Consider the following 15,232-nt stretch of genomic DNA (forward strand, 5'->3'; position numbering starts at 1 on the left):
CTACTTGCGTGTTCAGATGCTCAGCGAGCTGGGCGTGGCGGTTTCGCCGCCGGATGGCAATAGCTGGCGGGTGATCTCGTCCTGCAGATGGGCGCAGAGTTCGGGGTCGGACAGCGGCTGGTTGTGGGCGTCGGTGACGAAGAACACGTCCTCCACCCGTTCGCCCAGGGTGGCGATCTTGGCGTTCTGCAGCGACAGGTCGAAGTCGAGGAAGATCTTGCCGAGCCGCGCTAGCAGGCCGGGGCGGTCCGGCGCGGTGATCTCCAGCACGGTGACCGGACGCTGGGCATCGTTGTGGATGGTCACCTGCGGGGCGAAGGCGAAGTGCTTGAGCTGGCGCGGCACGCGGCGCTGGATGATCGCCGGGTACTCGTCCGGATTGCGCAGGGCCTCGACCAGGCCGTCGCGGATTTCCTTGATGCGCGCCGGGTTGTCGCCGATGCGCCCGCCGTCGGTGTCCAGGACGATGTAGGTGTCCAGGGTGAACAGGCTGGTGGAGGTAATTACCCGGGCGTCGTGGATGTTCAGGTTGAGCTGGTCCATGGCCGCCACGGTCACGGCGAAGAAGTCGTGCTGGTCCGGGGCGTAGATGAAGATCTGCGTGGCGCCCTCGAACTCGCGCTGGGCGGTTTCCTTGATCAGCACCAGCGGGTCCTTGCCGGCCGGGTGCTGGAGGATGGCCTCGGTGTGCCAGGCCACGTCGGCGGCGGTGTGGCGCAGGAAGTAGTCGTCGCCGAGCTGACTCCACAGCTGCTCGGCGTCGTCCTGGTCGGTGCCGTTGCGCACCAGGATGTCGATGGCCGAGGTCTGGGTCTGGCGGATCTGCTCTTCGCGATCCAGCGGGTTCTCCAGGCCGCGGCGCAGGGCGCGCTTGGTCTCGGTGTACAGCTGGCGCAGCAGGCTGGCGCGCCAGGAGTTCCACAGGCTGGGGTTGGTGGCGTTGATGTCCGCCACGGTCAGCACGTAGAGATAGTCGAGACGGGTCTGGTCGCCGACCAGCTGGGCGAAGTCGAAGATCACCTGCGGGTCGGAGAGGTCCTTGCGCTGAGCGGTGGTCGACATCACCAGGTGGTTCTGTACCAGCCAGACGATCAGGCGGCTGTCCCAGTTCGGCAGCTGGTGGCGGGCGCAGAAGGCCTCGGCATCCACCGCACCGAGCTCGGAGTGGTCGCCACCGCGGCCCTTGCCGATGTCGTGGTAGAGGCCGGCGAGGTAGATCAGCTCGGGCTTGGGCAGCTTGTCGATGACCTTGCTGGCCAGCGGGAATTTCTCCGCCAGCTCGGGCCATTTCAGCTTGCGCAGGTGCTTGATCAGGTTGAGCGTGTGGGCGTCGACCGTATAGATGTGGAACAGGTCGTGCTGCATCTGCCCGACGATGTGGCCGAACTCCGGCAGGTAGCGGCCGAGGATGCCGTAGCGGTTCATCCGCCGCAGGTTGCGGTGGATGCCCTGGGGCGACTTGAACAGCTCGATGAACAGGCTGGTGTTGCGGATGTCCTTGCGGAACTCGTCGTCGATCAGGTGACGGCTGTCGCGCAGCAGGCGGATGGTGTCGGCGCGCACGCCCTTGATCTCGGGGCGCTGGGCCATCAGCACGAAGACTTCGAGGATGGCGAACGGTGTGCGCTTGAAGACGTTGGGGTGGACCACCTCGATATAGCCGTCACGGACCTGGAAGCGGCTGTTCAGCGGCTGCGCCGTCCCGCTCTCGCTCTCGCGCAGGAGCACGTCCTCGAAGTGCTGATTGATCAGCTCGGACAGCTCGGCGACGCCCATCACCACCCGGTAGTACTTCTGCATGAAGCGCTCGACGGCGAGCTTGCCATCGCCGTCCTCGAAGCCGAGCAGGGCGGCGATATTGCGCTGATGGTCGAACAGCAGGCGGTCCTCGGCGCGGCCGGCCAGCATGTGCAGCGCGTAACGCACCTTCCACAGGTATTCCTGGGCCGAGGCCAGCATGCTGTACTCGCTGTCGACCAGAAAACCCTGTTGCACCAGCGAGTGCAGGTTGAGGCTGCCGAACTGGCGGCGGGCGACCCAGAGGATGGTCTGGATGTCGCGCAGGCCGCCGGGCGAGCCCTTCACATTGGGCTCCAGGTTGTACTCGGTGTCGTTGTACTTGGCGTGGCGTGCCTTGGCTTCCTTGCGCTTGGCCAGGAAGAAGTGCTTGCTCGGCCACATCTGCGCGCTCCTGGTGACCTCCTGCATGCGCTGGCGCAGGCGCTCGGGGCCGGCGATGGTGCGGCTCTCCATCAGGTTGGTGACCACCGTCAGGTCGGCGCGCGCTTCTTCGGCGCATTCATCCACGCTGCGCACGCTCTGGCCGACTTCCAGGCCGATGTCCCAGAGCAGGGTGAGGAAGCCCTCGATGGGTTCGCGGAAGGTCTCGTGGTCGGCGCTGTCGAGGAGGATCAGCAGGTCGATGTCGGAGTAGGGGTGCAGCTCGCCGCGGCCATAGCCGCCAACGGCCAGCAGGGCGATGTCGGCGTCTTCGCTCCAGGCGAAGCGCTTCCAGGCCTCCTGGAGAATCTGGTCGACGAACCAGGCGCGGTCTTCGACCAGGCGGCGGATGTCGCGGCCCTCGCGAAAGCGCGTATCCAGCACCTCGCGCGCCTGCTTGATGGCCTTCTTGAAGGCGGCGATGGGGCTGGACTTGAGTGCCAGTTCCGCCTGGAACTGGCCGCGGTCGAACAACTCCGGGTCCATCTGCGGCATCGCGCCTTCCTCATATATATGGGTGCGCGCTGCGCACCGTGCGCCAGGAAAACCGGTGCGGCAGGCGCGCCGCACGCGACAGCCGTCAGGCCGAGGTGCGCGGCAGGGTGTCGTCGCTGCGCAGGGTGAGGATCTCGTAGCCGCCTTCAGTGACCAGCACGGTGTGCTCCCACTGGGCGGAGAGCTTGCGATCCTTGGTGATGGCGGTCCAGCCATCGCCGAGCAGGCGGGTTTCCGGGCGGCCCTGGTTGATCATCGGCTCGATGGTGAAGGTCATGCCCTCCTTGAGCTCGACGCCGGTGCCGGCGCGGCCGTAGTGCAGCACCTGCGGCTCCTCGTGGAAGACCGCGCCGATGCCATGGCCGCAGTATTCGCGGACCACCGAGAAGCCGTTCTTCTCGGCGTGCTTCTGGATCACCTCGCCGATGTCGCCCAGGCGCGCGCCCGGCTTGACCAGCTGGATGCCCTTGTACATGCACTCCTGGGTGACCTGGGCCAGGCGCTGCGCCCATTCCGGCGCCTTGCCGACCATGAACATCTTGCTGGTGTCGCCGTGGTAGCCGTCCTTGATCACGGTGACGTCGATGTTGAGCACATCGCCATCCTTCAGCGGCTTGTCGTTGGGGATGCCGTGGCAGACCACGTGGTTGATCGAGGTGCAGATCGACTTGGGGAAGCCCGGGCGGCCGGGGGCGGCGCCGTAGTTGAGCGGAGCGGGGATGGCGTTCTGCACGTTGACGATGTGGTCGTGGCAGATGCGGTCCAGCTCTTCGGTGGTGACGCCGGGCCTGACGTGCTCGCCGATCATCTCCAGCACTTCGGCGGCCAGGCGGCCGGCCACGCGCATTTTTTCGATTTCGTCGGGAGTCTTGATGGTGACGGTCATGCGGTCTCTCTCGGCGCCAGCGGCGCAAGGTGAATCAGATAAAGGCGGCGATTCTAACAAAGAATGCCGACCGGCGGCGGCAAAGTCGGGTTCGGCTAGCCTGGCCCACCTTTGTGTGGTATAAAACGCGCCGCTTTACGGGCACTGAGCCTGCGAAGCACTAACCCGCACACGTATCGACACGATTTCCTGGGTGCCCGCAAGGGTTGGAGATTGGGATGCGTGGAGGCCTAACCCGACTTATCAAGGAACTATCATGTCCCAAGTCAACATGCGCGATATGCTGAAGGCCGGTGTGCACTTCGGCCACCAGACCCGTTACTGGAACCCGAAAATGGGCAAGTTCATTTTCGGCGCGCGCAACAAGATCCACATCATCAACCTCGAAAAAACCCTGCCGATGTTCAACGACGCCCTGTCGTTCGTCGAGAAGCTGGCTTCGGGTAAAAACAAGATTCTGTTCGTCGGCACCAAGCGTTCCGCTGGCAAGATCGTCGCCGAAGAAGCCGCACGTTGCGGTTCCCCGTACGTCGATCACCGCTGGCTCGGCGGCATGCTGACCAACTTCAAGACCATCCGTGCTTCGATCAAGCGCCTGCGTGACCTGGAAACCCAGTCCCAGGACGGCACCTTCGCCAAGCTGACCAAGAAAGAAGCCCTGATGCGCTCCCGTGATCTGGAAAAACTGGATCGCAGCCTGGGCGGCATCAAGGACATGGGCGGTCTGCCGGACGCTCTGTTCGTGATCGACGTCGACCACGAGCGCATCGCCATCACCGAAGCCAACAAGCTGGGCATTCCGGTCATCGGCGTTGTCGATACCAACAGCAGCCCGGAAGGCGTTGACTACATCATCCCGGGTAACGACGACGCCATCCGCGCCATCCAGCTGTACATGGGTGCCATGGCCGACGCCGTGATCCGTGGTCGTGGCAACTCCGCTGGCGGCACCGACGAGTTCGTCGAGGAAGCTGCTTCCGAGGCCAGCGAAGGCTGATACGGGATCGAGCATCCCGTTGCGCGAGAAGGGGGCTAGGCCCCCTTTTTGCCACTTGCGAATTTTGTGCCCGGCGCGGCCGGGTTGAATGGTTGAACACCACTTCAAGAGGATTGTGAACATGGCAGAAATCACTGCAGCCCTGGTTAAAGAACTGCGCGAGCGTACCGGCCAAGGCATGATGGAATGCAAGAAGGCCCTGGTTGCCGCCGGTGGCGACATCGAGAAGGCCATCGACGACATGCGCGCTTCCGGTGCCATCAAGGCCGCCAAGAAAGCCGGCAACGTCGCTGCCGAAGGCGCCATCGCCGCTCGTGTCGAAGGCGGCCGTGGCATGCTGATCGAAGTCAACTCGCAAACCGACTTCCTGGCCCTGCAGGATGACTTCAAGGCCTTCGTCAAGGAAAGCCTGGACGAAGCCTTCGCCCAGAAGCTGACCGAAGCCGCTCCGCTGATCGCTTCCCGCGAATCCGCTCGCGAGGCGCTGGTAGCCAAGTGCGGTGAGAACGTCAACATCCGTCGCCTGGCGGCCGTTGAAGGCGAAGTCGTCGGTTCCTACCTGCACGGCCACCGCATCGGTGTTCTGGTTGTCCTGAAAGGCGGCAACGAAGAACTGGCCAAGCACGTCGCCATGCACGTTGCGGCTTCCAACCCTGCCGTTCTGAGCCCGTCGGACGTATCCGAAGAGCTGATCGCCAAGGAAAAGGAGATCTTCCTGCAGCTGAACGCCGAGAAGATCGCCGGCAAGCCGGGGAACATCGTCGAGAACATGGTCAAGGGCCGTATCGCCAAGTTCCTGGCCGAAGCCAGCCTGGTCGAGCAAGCCTTCGTCATGGATCCGGAAGTCAAGGTCGGTGACCTGGTCAAGAAAGCCGGCGCCGAAATCGTTTCCTTCACCCGCTACGAAGTGGGCGAGGGTATCGAGAAGGTCGAGGCCGACTTCGCCGCCGAAGTGGCTGCTCAGGTCGCCGCTGCCAAGCAGTAAGACGGTTCTAACTGTCGCATCGAAGAGGCTGCCCGCTCGCGCGTGCAGCCTCTTTTGCAAAGAGCGGGAGCACATCTCGCAGCAAATTCGCCGGGCAGCGGTCTGACTGCCAGGTAGAATGAAATTAGCCAAACAACGCCGCAGGAGAGATACGCAATGGCTCAGCAGGTGAGTGGTCGTCAACCTCGCTACAAACGCATTCTGCTCAAGTTAAGCGGCGAAGCCCTGATGGGTTCGGAAGAGTTCGGCATCGATCCCAAGGTGCTGGATCGCATGGCGCTCGAAGTCGGCCAGCTGGTCGGCATCGGCGTACAGGTCGGTCTGGTGATCGGCGGTGGCAACCTGTTCCGTGGCGCGGCGCTGTCCGCCGCTGGCATGGATCGCGTCACCGGCGATCACATGGGCATGCTGGCCACCGTGATGAATGCCCTGGCCATGCGTGATGCCCTGGAGCGTTCCAATATCCCCGCACTGGTGATGTCGGCCATCTCGATGGTCGGTGTGACCGATCATTACGACCGCCGCAAGGCCATGCGCCACCTGTCCACCGGCGAGGTGGTGATCTTCGCCGCCGGTACCGGCAACCCCTTCTTCACCACCGACTCGGCGGCTTGCCTGCGCGCCATCGAGATCGAGGCCGACTTGGTGCTGAAAGCCACCAAGGTCGATGGCGTGTACACTGCCGACCCCTTCAAGGACCCCAATGCGGAGAAGTTCGATCACCTGACTTACGACGAGGTGCTCGACCGCAAGCTGGGTGTGATGGACCTGACGGCCATCTGCCTGGTGCGCGACCACAAGATGCCGCTGCGGGTCTTCAATATGAACAAGCCAGGCGCCCTGCTGAACATCGTGGTGGGTGGCGCCGAAGGAACCCTGATCGAGGAGGATGCACAATGATCAACGAGATCAAAAAGGACGCCCAGGAGCGTATGGTCAAATCCCTGGAGTCTCTGGGGCGCAACCTGGCCTCCATCCGCACCGGCCGTGCGCATCCGAGCATTCTGGATAGCGTCAAGGTTCCGGCCTACGGCAGCGACATGCCGCTGAACCAGGTCGCCGCGATCACCGTGGAAGACGCCCGTACCCTGAAAATCGTCGCCCACGACAAGACCCTGAGCGCGGCGATCGAAAAGGCCATCATGACTTCCGACCTCGGCCTGAACCCGAGCAGCGCCGGCACCACCATTCGCGTGCCGATGCCGGCCCTGACCGAGGAGACCCGCAAGGGCTACACCAAGCAGGCGCGTGGCGTTGCCGAAGATGCCAAGGTGGCCGTGCGCAACGTGCGTCGCGATGCCCTGGCCGAGCTGAAGAAGCTGTCCAAGGACAAGGAAATCAGCGAAGACGAAGAGCGTCGTGCCGCCGATGAGGTGCAGAAACTCACCGACAAGTTCGTCGCCGACATCGACAAGGCCCTGGAAGCCAAAGAAGCCGACCTGATGGCGGTGTGATGTGAACAAAGCCAAGCAGGACGTCGCGGCGGCGGTACCCCGGCATGTCGCCATCATCATGGATGGGAACAACCGCTGGGCGAAGAAGCGCCTGCTGCCCGGCGTGGCCGGCCACAAGGCCGGCGTCGATGCGGTGCGTGCCGTCATCGAGGTCTGCGCCGAGTCCGGCGTCGAGGTTTTGACCCTGTTCGCCTTCTCCAGTGAGAACTGGCAGCGCCCGGCCGAAGAGGTCGGCGCGCTGATGGAACTGTTCCTCAGCGCCCTGCGCCGCGAGGCGCGTCGGCTCAAGGACAACGCCATCAGCCTGCGCATCATCGGCGATCGTTCGCGCTTCCACCCGGAATTGCAGGCCGCCATGCGTGAGGCCGAACTGCAGACCGCCGGGGATAACCGCTTCGTCCTGCAGATCGCCGCCAACTATGGCGGTCAGTGGGATATCGCCCAGGCCGCCCAGCGCCTGGCGCGTGAGGTTCAGGCCGGCCATCTGCAGCCGGAGGACATCACGCCCGGCCTGCTGCAGGGCTGCCTCGCCACTGCCGACCTGCCGCCACCGGATTTGTGCATACGCACCGGCGGCGAGCATCGCATCAGCAACTTCCTGCTCTGGCAGCTGGCGTATTCCGAGCTGTATTTCTCCGACCTGTACTGGCCGGATTTCAAGCACGAGGCCATGCGTCAGGCATTGGCCGATTTCGCCACCCGCCAGCGTCGTTTCGGCAAGACCAGCGACCAGGTGGAAGCCGAGGCTCGCAGCCAATGCTGAAACAGCGAATCATCACCGCCCTGATCCTGCTGCCCATCGCCTTGGGTGGTTTCTTTCTGCTGGATGGCGGGGCTTTCGCCCTGTTCATCGCGATCGTGGTAGCGCTCGGCGCCTGGGAGTGGGCGCGGCTGGCTGGCCTCGAGGCGCAGCCATTGCGTGTGGCCTACGCGGCGCTGGTGGCGGTGCTGATCTACGGCGCCTGGCTGGCGCCGGCGCTGGCCCCCTGGCTGCTCGGCGCCGCCGTGCTCTGGTGGCTGGCGGCGACGATACTGGTGCTGAACTACCCCGAGAGCAGTCGCTACTGGGGCGGCTTGTCCGGGAAGTTGCTGATCGGCCTGCTGATCCTGTTGCCGGCCTGGCAGGGCCTGGTGTTGCTCAAGCAGTGGCCCCAGGCCAATGCCCTGATCATCGCGGTCATGGTGCTGGTGTGGGCGGCCGACGTCGGCGCCTATTTCTCCGGCAAGACCTTCGGCAAGCGCAAGCTCGCGCCGCGGGTCAGCCCCGGCAAGAGCTGGGAGGGCTTCTACGGCGGTCTGGCCACGAGTCTGTTGCTGACTCTGGCGGTCGGACTGCAGCAGGGATGGCAGGTCGTCGACCTGCTGTTGGCGCTGGTGGGTGCCGCGCTGGTGGTTGCCGTTTCGGTCATCGGCGACCTGACCGAGAGCATGTTCAAGCGCCAGTCCGGCATCAAGGACAGCAGCAACCTGCTGCCCGGTCACGGCGGCGTGCTCGATCGTATAGACAGCCTGACCGCCGCCATTCCGGTATTCGCCGTGCTGCTCTGGCTCGCGGGATGGGGCGTGCAGTGAGTCAGCCGCAACAGATCACCGTTCTGGGAGCCAGCGGCTCCATCGGCCTCAGCACCCTCGATGTGATCGCGCGGCATCCGCAGCGTTACCAGGCGTTCGCGCTGAGCGGCTTTTCTCGCCTGGGCGAGCTGGAGCGCCTCTGTCTGCAGCATCGTCCCCGGTTCGCCGTGACCGCCGACGAGTCCAGTGCGCGCGCATTGCAGGACACGCTTCGCGGCGCCGGTCTGACGACGCGCGTGCTGGCGGGCGAGGGCGGGCTCTGTGAGGTGGCTGCCCATCCTCAGGTGGACGCCGTGATGGCCGCCATCGTCGGCGCCGCCGGCCTGAAGCCGACCCTGGCGGCGGTGCGGGCGGGCAAGAAGGTGCTGCTGGCCAACAAGGAGGCGCTGGTGATGTCCGGCGACCTCTTCATGCAGGCGGTGAAGGAGCACGGCGCCACGCTGCTGCCGATCGACAGCGAGCACAACGCGATCTTCCAGTGCCTGCCAGGCGACTATGCGCGCGGCCTTGGCGCGGTGGGGGTGCGGCGCATCCTGTTGACGGCATCAGGCGGCCCGTTCCGCCAAACGCCATTGGACGAGCTGGAGCGGGTTTCCCCCGAGCAGGCCTGTGCCCATCCCAACTGGTCCATGGGGCGCAAGATCTCGGTGGACTCGGCGAGCATGATGAACAAGGGGCTGGAGCTGATCGAGGCCTGCTGGCTGTTCGATGCCCATCCGTCCCGGGTGGAGGTCGTGATCCACCCGCAGAGCGTGATCCACTCCCTCGTCGATTATGTCGATGGCTCGGTGCTGGCCCAGCTGGGCAATCCGGACATGCGCACACCCATCGCCAACGCCCTGGCCTGGCCCGAGCGCATCGATTCGGGAGTGGCGCCGCTGGATCTGTTCGCCGTGGCGCGTCTCGACTTCCAGCGCCCCGACGAGCAGCGCTTTCCCTGCCTGCGCCTGGCGCGCCAGGCCGCCGAGGCCGGTGGCTGCGCTCCCGCCCGGCTCAATGCGGCGAATGAGGTGGCCGTGGCCGCGTTTCTCGAACGGCGCATCCGCTTCCCGGAGATCGCGAGTATCATCGAGGACACCCTGAATCGCGACGCGTCGGCTGCGGTCGAGGACCTGGACGCCGTTCTGGCGGCGGATGCCCGGGCCCGCTCCCTGGCAGTCGACTGGTTGAATCGCCACGGGCGCTAGCCCGGAGGAAGATGGAATGAGTGCGTTGTACATGGTCTTCGGCACCCTGATCGCCCTGGGCGTGCTGGTCACTTTTCACGAGTTCGGCCACTTCTGGGTGGCGCGCCGCTGCGGCGTCAAGGTACTGCGCTTCTCCGTCGGCTTCGGTAGCCCGCTGGTGCGCTGGCATGACCGCCAGGGCACCGAGTTCGTGGTGGCCGCCATACCGCTGGGCGGCTATGTGAAGATGCTCGACGAGCGCGAGGGTGATGTGCCGTTCGAGCAGCTCGACCAGGCCTTCAACCGCAAGACGGTGAAGCAGCGGATCGCCATCGTTGCCGCCGGCCCGGTGGCCAATTTCCTTCTGGCGATCCTGTTCTTCTGGATGATCGCGCTGCTCGGCACCCAGCAGGTGCGTCCGGTCATCGGCCAGGTCCAGCCGGACAGCCTGGCGGCGGCGGCCGGTCTCGAGGCGGGGCAGGAGATCGTCGCCGTCGACGGTGAGGCGACGCCGGGATGGTCGGCGGTCAATCTGCAGCTCGTGCGTCGCCTGGGCGAGAGCGGCGTGGTCGAGGTGCAGGTGCGGGATGAAGGTGGCAGCCTGATTTCCACCCGTCACGTTCAGCTGCGCGACTGGCTACGCGGGGTCGACGAACCCGAGCCGCTCGCCTCGCTGGGCATACAGCCGTGGCGTCCGGCCACCGAGCCAGTGGTCAGTGAGTTGGACCCGGAGGGGCCGGCCCAGGCAGCCGGTGTTCGCCTCGGGGACCGCCTGTTGGCGCTCGGCGCGATGCCGGTGGACGACTGGCAGCAGGTGGTCGACTGGGTGCGCAAACGCCCTGGTGAGGAAGTGACGCTGCGGCTTTCGCGGGAAGGTGCGCAGATCGAGCTGCCACTCGTCCTGGCGGCGAGAGGCGAGGACGAGGCCCGTGCCGGCTATCTCGGTGTGGGGGTGAAGGGGAGCGAGTGGCCCGAGCGGATGCTGCACGAAGTCAGCTTCGGCCCGCTCGAAGGAGTGGCCGAGAGTCTGCGCCGCACCTGGGGCATGACGGTGCTAACCCTTGATTCGCTGAAGAAAATGCTGTTCGGCGAGCTCTCGGTAAAAAACTTGAGCGGGCCGATAACCATTGCTAAAGTGGCGGGCGCTTCGGCTCAGTCCGGCGTGGCGGATTTCCTCAATTTCCTCGCCTATCTGAGCATTAGCCTGGGGGTTCTCAATTTGCTGCCCATTCCCGTGTTGGATGGGGGGCATTTGCTGTTCTACATGGTCGAGTGGGTGCGTGGCCGCCCGCTGTCCGAACGAGTACAGGGTTGGGGCATTCAGATCGGTATCAGTCTGGTGCTGGGGGTGATGTTGCTGGCCCTGGTCAATGATTTGAGTCGTCTGTAATCGAAAGCTGAATTCGAAGCTGCCGCGCGTCCCGCGGCAGTTTCTTTATTATCAGTTGGAATAAGAAAGGACTTCATGAAACGTCTGCTGCTACCTGCGGTTCTTGCCGCACTGATGATCGCCGAAGTTCACGCCGAGTCCTTCACCATCACTGACATTCGCGTTAACGGCCTGCAGCGGGTTTCCGCCGGCAGCCTGTTCGGTGCGCTGCCGCTCAACGTCGGCGACCAGGTCGATGATCGTCGCCTGGTAGACGCGACCCGCTCGCTGTTCAAGACCGGTTTCTTCCAGGATATCCAGCTTGGCCGCGAAGGCGATGTGCTGGTCATCAACGTTATCGAGCGCCCGTCCATTTCGACCATCGAGATCGAAGGCAACAAGGCGATCACCACCGAAGACCTGATGAAGGGTCTGCAGCAGTCCGGCCTGGCCGAAGGCGAGATCTTCCAGCGCGCCACCCTCGAAGGCGTGCGCAACGAGCTGCTGCGCCAGTACGTGGCCCAGGGCCGTTACTCCGCAGAGATCGAAGCCGAAGTGATCCCGCAGCCGCGCAACCGCGTCGCCCTGAAGATCACCATCAACGAAGGCTCGGTCGCCGCCATCCAGCATATCAACGTGGTCGGCAACAGCGTCTTCCCCGAGGAAGACCTGACGTCGCTGTTCGAGCTGAAGACCACCAACTGGCTGTCCTTCTTCAAGAACGACGACAAGTACGCCCGCGAAAAGCTGTCCGGTGATCTGGAGCGTCTGCGTTCCTACTACCTGGACCGCGGCTACATCAACATGGATATCTCCTCCACCCAGGTATCCATCACCCCGGACAAGAAGCACGTCTACATCACCGTCAACGTCGACGAAGGCGAGAAGTACAGCGTCAGCGAAGTGAAGCTGTCCGGTGACCTGAAGGTGCCGCAGGAAGAGATCGAGAAGCTGCTGCTGGTCAAGCAGGGCCAGGTGTTCTCGCGCAAGGTGATGACCACCACTTCCGAGCTGATCACCCGCCGTCTGGGCAACGAGGGCTACACCTTCGCCAACGTCAACGGCGTGCCCCAGCCCAACGACGAAGACAAGACCGTCGCCATCACCTTCGTGGTCGACCCGGGCAAGCGTGCCTACGTCAACCGCATCAACTTCCGCGGCAACACCAAGACCGAGGACGAGGTGCTACGTCGCGAGATGCGTCAGATGGAAGGCGGCTGGGCCTCCACCTACCTGATCGATCAGTCCAAGGTGCGCCTGGAACGTCTGGGTTATTTCAAGGAAGTCAACGTCGAGACCCCACAGGTACCGGGCACCGACGACCAGGTCGACGTCAACTACACCGTGGAAGAGCAGCCCTCCGGCTCCATCACCGCCAGCGTCGGTTTCGCCCAGAACGCCGGTTTGATCCTCGGTGGTTCGATCAGCCAGAACAACTTCCTGGGTAGCGGCAACAAGGTCAGCGTCGGTCTGACCCGCTCCGAGTACCAGACCCGCTACAGCTTCGGCTTCGTCGACCCCTACTGGACCGTCGATGGTGTCAGCCTCGGTTATAACGCCTTCTACCGCACCACCGACTACGACGACCTCGACGTCGACGTGTCCAGCTATGCGGTGGACAGCTACGGTGCCGGCATGAGCATCGGCTATCCGATCAGCGAGACCTCGCGTCTGACCTACGGCCTGACCATTCAGCAGGACAGCATCAACACCGGCGACTACACCGTCGACGAGATCATCGACTTCATGGAACAGGAGGGCGACAGCTACCTGAACCTGAAGGCGTCCATCGGTTGGTCCGAGTCGACCCTCAACCGTGGCGTGCTGGCCAACCGCGGTCATTCCCAGAGCCTGGTGCTGGAAAGCACCGTGCCGGGCAGCGACCTGTCGTTCTTCAAGCTGGACTACCGTGGCCAGGTGTTCGCGCCGATCAACGACCAGTACACCCTGCGTTTCCACACCGAGCTGGGCTTCGGCGATGCCTACGGGTCCACCTCGGAGCTGCCGTTCTACGAGCACTACTTCGCCGGCGGCTTCAACTCGGTCCGCGGCTTCGAGGACAGCAGCCTGGGTCCGCGCAGTACGCCGAGTCGGGTCTACGACAATGGCACGCTGGTCTACAACAAGCAGGACCAATACGGCCGTTACACCGACCCGGATCAGGACCCGCTGCCCTTCGGTGGCAACGTGCTGATCCAGGGTGGCGCGGAACTGCTGTTCCCGCTGCCGTTCGTCAAGGATCAGCGTTCCCTGCGTACCGCGCTGTTCTGGGATGTGGGTAATGTCTACGACACGTCCTGCGCCTCCTCGTCGCCGAGCTGCAACAATATCGACTTCGGCGACCTGGCGAGCTCCGTCGGTGTCGGGGTGACCTGGGTCACCGCGCTCGGCCCGCTGAGCTTCAGCCTGGCGGCGCCGATCAAGAAGCCCGAGGATGCGGATACCCAGATATTCCAGTTCTCGCTGGGCCAAACTTTCTAATTTGCTAGACAACGTGTTTTGTTGCAGGAGTGCATCGTGCGTAAGTTGACTCAACTGGTTCTGGTCGCAGCCGCCCTGATGGCGACCCCCGCCTTCGCCGAGATGAAGATCGCGGTGATGAACTATCAGATGGCCCTGCTCGAGTCCGATGCCGCCAAGAAGTACGCCGTGGACGCCGAGAAGAAGTTCGGCCCGCAGCTGAACAAGCTCAAGCAGCTCGAGGCCGACGCCAAGCGCATCCAGGACCGTCTGGTCAAGGATGGCGAGAAGATGCAGCAGGCCGAGCGCGAGCGTATGGAGCTGGAATTCAAGCAGAAGGCCCGCGACTTCCAGTTCCAGTCCAAAGAACTGAACGAAGCCAAGGCGATTTCCGACCGTGACATGCTCAAGCAGCTGAAGCCGAAGCTGGACAAGGCCGTCGAGGAAGTGATCAAGCAGGGCAACTACGACCTGGTGCTGGAACGTGGTGCCGTTGTCGACGTCAAGCCGCAGTACGAGATCACCCGCCAGGTCATTCAACGCATGAATTCGCTGCGCTGAGAATGAGTGCGCCGGTCTACACCCTCGGCCAGCTGGCCGAGCGTCTCGGTGCCACCCTGCGCGGTGCCGCAGACAAGCCGATTCGTGGCCTGGCGACCCTGCAGGACGCCGGCCCGGATCAGCTGAGCTTTCTGTCCAATGCGCAGTACCGCAGGTACCTGGCCGAGACCCGTGCCGGCGTGGTCCTGTTGACCGAGGCCGATGCCGAGGGCTACGCCGGCGATGCCCTGTTGGTGGCCAATCCCTATCTGGCCTTCGCCCGACTTTCCCACCTGTTCGATACCAAGCCTGCGGCGCCTGCCGGCCTGCATCCGACCGCCGTGGTGGCGGCCGATGCTCAGGTCGATACCAGCGCCAGCATCGGTGCCTATGTGGTGATCGAGAGCGGCGCACGCATCGGTGCGAATGTGACCATCGGCGCCCATTGCGTGGTCGGCGCGCGTAGCGAGATCGGCGAGGGTGGCTGGCTGGCGCCGCGCGTGACCCTTTACCACGATGTGAAGATCGGCAAGCGCGCGGTGATCCAGTCTGGCGCGGTGATCGGCGGCGAGGGCTTCGGCTTCGCCAACGAGAAGGGCGTCTGGCAGAAGATCGCGCAGATCGGCGGCGTGGTGCTGGGCGACGACGTGGAAGTCGGCGCCAACACCACCATCGACCGCGGCGCGCTGGCCGACACCCTGATCGGCAACGGCGTGAAGCTGGATAACCAGATCATGATCGCGCACAACGTACAGATCGGCGATCACACCGCCATGGCCGGCTGCGTCGGTATTTCCGGCAGCACCAAGATCGGCCGGCACTGCATGATCGCCGGCGGCGTCGGCATGGTCGGACACATCGAGGTGTGCGACAACGTGTTCGTCACCGGCATGACCATGGTCACCCGCTCGATCACCGAGCCGGGCGCATACTCTTCCGGCACCGCCATGCAAACGGCGGCGGACTGGAAGAAGAGTGCCGCCCGCATACGTCAACTGGACGACATGGCGAAGCGCCTGCGCGAGCTGGAAAAGCGCCTCGCCGCCGTGACCCCGGGCGATCAAGCCTCATCAGATGCCTGATCGTGC

The 15,232-nt window shown here is 64.1% G+C and carries 13 protein-coding genes; 11 read left to right on the forward strand and 2 right to left on the reverse strand.

Annotated features, from left to right (window positions below; translation table 11 throughout):
* Positions 1–12 precede the first annotated feature (12 nt).
* Positions 13–2,715 (reverse strand): [protein-PII] uridylyltransferase, encoded by a 2,703-nt coding sequence (locus tag NF616_RS16505; RefSeq protein ID WP_252274385.1) that lies wholly within the window; start codon positions 2,713–2,715, stop codon positions 13–15.
* Positions 2,716–2,800: 85 nt separating this feature from the next.
* The gene (gene map / locus NF616_RS16510) at positions 2,801–3,601 is read right to left on the reverse strand and encodes a type I methionyl aminopeptidase (RefSeq protein ID WP_252274386.1); all 801 of its coding nucleotides are present in this window, start codon (positions 3,599–3,601) and stop codon (positions 2,801–2,803) included.
* A gap of 256 nt (positions 3,602–3,857) precedes the next feature.
* Between map and rpsB the strand changes: the two genes are divergently transcribed.
* From rpsB to lpxD, 11 genes are all read left to right on the forward strand, one after another.
* The gene (gene rpsB, locus NF616_RS16515; RefSeq protein ID WP_252274387.1) at positions 3,858–4,598 is read left to right on the forward strand and encodes a 30S ribosomal protein S2; all 741 of its coding nucleotides are present in this window, start codon (positions 3,858–3,860) and stop codon (positions 4,596–4,598) included.
* Positions 4,599–4,719: 121 nt separating this feature from the next.
* Positions 4,720–5,583 carry a translation elongation factor Ts gene (gene tsf, locus NF616_RS16520; protein ID WP_252274388.1) on the forward strand — a complete coding sequence of 288 codons (864 nt, stop codon included), beginning with the start codon at positions 4,720–4,722 and terminating at the stop codon, positions 5,581–5,583.
* Positions 5,584–5,739: 156 nt separating this feature from the next.
* Complete coding sequence (gene pyrH / locus NF616_RS16525; RefSeq protein ID WP_252274389.1) at positions 5,740–6,483, forward strand: UMP kinase; 744 nt, start codon at positions 5,740–5,742, stop codon at positions 6,481–6,483.
* Positions 6,480–7,037 carry a ribosome recycling factor gene (gene frr, locus NF616_RS16530; RefSeq protein ID WP_252274390.1) on the forward strand — a complete coding sequence of 186 codons (558 nt, stop codon included), beginning with the start codon at positions 6,480–6,482 and terminating at the stop codon, positions 7,035–7,037. Before pyrH ends, frr begins: the two co-directional genes overlap by 4 nt.
* A 1-nt stretch (position 7,038) precedes the next feature.
* Complete coding sequence (gene uppS, locus NF616_RS16535) at positions 7,039–7,800, forward strand: polyprenyl diphosphate synthase (RefSeq protein WP_252274391.1); 762 nt, start codon at positions 7,039–7,041, stop codon at positions 7,798–7,800.
* Positions 7,794–8,609, forward strand: a complete 816-nt coding sequence (locus tag NF616_RS16540; RefSeq protein ID WP_252274392.1) for a phosphatidate cytidylyltransferase — start codon at positions 7,794–7,796, stop codon at positions 8,607–8,609. Before uppS ends, NF616_RS16540 begins: the two co-directional genes overlap by 7 nt.
* Positions 8,606–9,796, forward strand: a complete 1,191-nt coding sequence (gene ispC, locus NF616_RS16545; protein ID WP_252274393.1) for a 1-deoxy-D-xylulose-5-phosphate reductoisomerase — start codon at positions 8,606–8,608, stop codon at positions 9,794–9,796. The genes NF616_RS16540 and ispC overlap by 4 nt, the downstream gene beginning before the upstream one ends.
* 16 nt (positions 9,797–9,812) lie before the next feature.
* The gene (gene rseP, locus NF616_RS16550; protein ID WP_252274394.1) at positions 9,813–11,165 is read left to right on the forward strand and encodes a sigma E protease regulator RseP; all 1,353 of its coding nucleotides are present in this window, start codon (positions 9,813–9,815) and stop codon (positions 11,163–11,165) included.
* Between the two features lie 75 nt (positions 11,166–11,240).
* Positions 11,241–13,625, forward strand: a complete 2,385-nt coding sequence (gene bamA / locus NF616_RS16555) for an outer membrane protein assembly factor BamA (protein WP_252274395.1) — start codon at positions 11,241–11,243, stop codon at positions 13,623–13,625.
* Positions 13,626–13,661: 36 nt separating this feature from the next.
* Positions 13,662–14,165 carry an OmpH/Skp family outer membrane protein gene (locus NF616_RS16560; RefSeq protein WP_252274396.1) on the forward strand — a complete coding sequence of 168 codons (504 nt, stop codon included), beginning with the start codon at positions 13,662–13,664 and terminating at the stop codon, positions 14,163–14,165.
* Positions 14,166–14,167: 2 nt separating this feature from the next.
* On the forward strand, positions 14,168–15,226 hold the full coding sequence (gene lpxD / locus NF616_RS16565; protein WP_252274397.1) for a UDP-3-O-(3-hydroxymyristoyl)glucosamine N-acyltransferase: 1,059 nt from the start codon (positions 14,168–14,170) through the stop codon (positions 15,224–15,226).
* The last annotated feature ends 6 nt before the right edge of the window (positions 15,227–15,232 follow it).

The organism is Pseudomonas subflava, assembly GCF_023823685.1.
Lineage (GTDB): Bacteria > Pseudomonadota > Gammaproteobacteria > Pseudomonadales > Pseudomonadaceae > Aquipseudomonas > Aquipseudomonas subflava.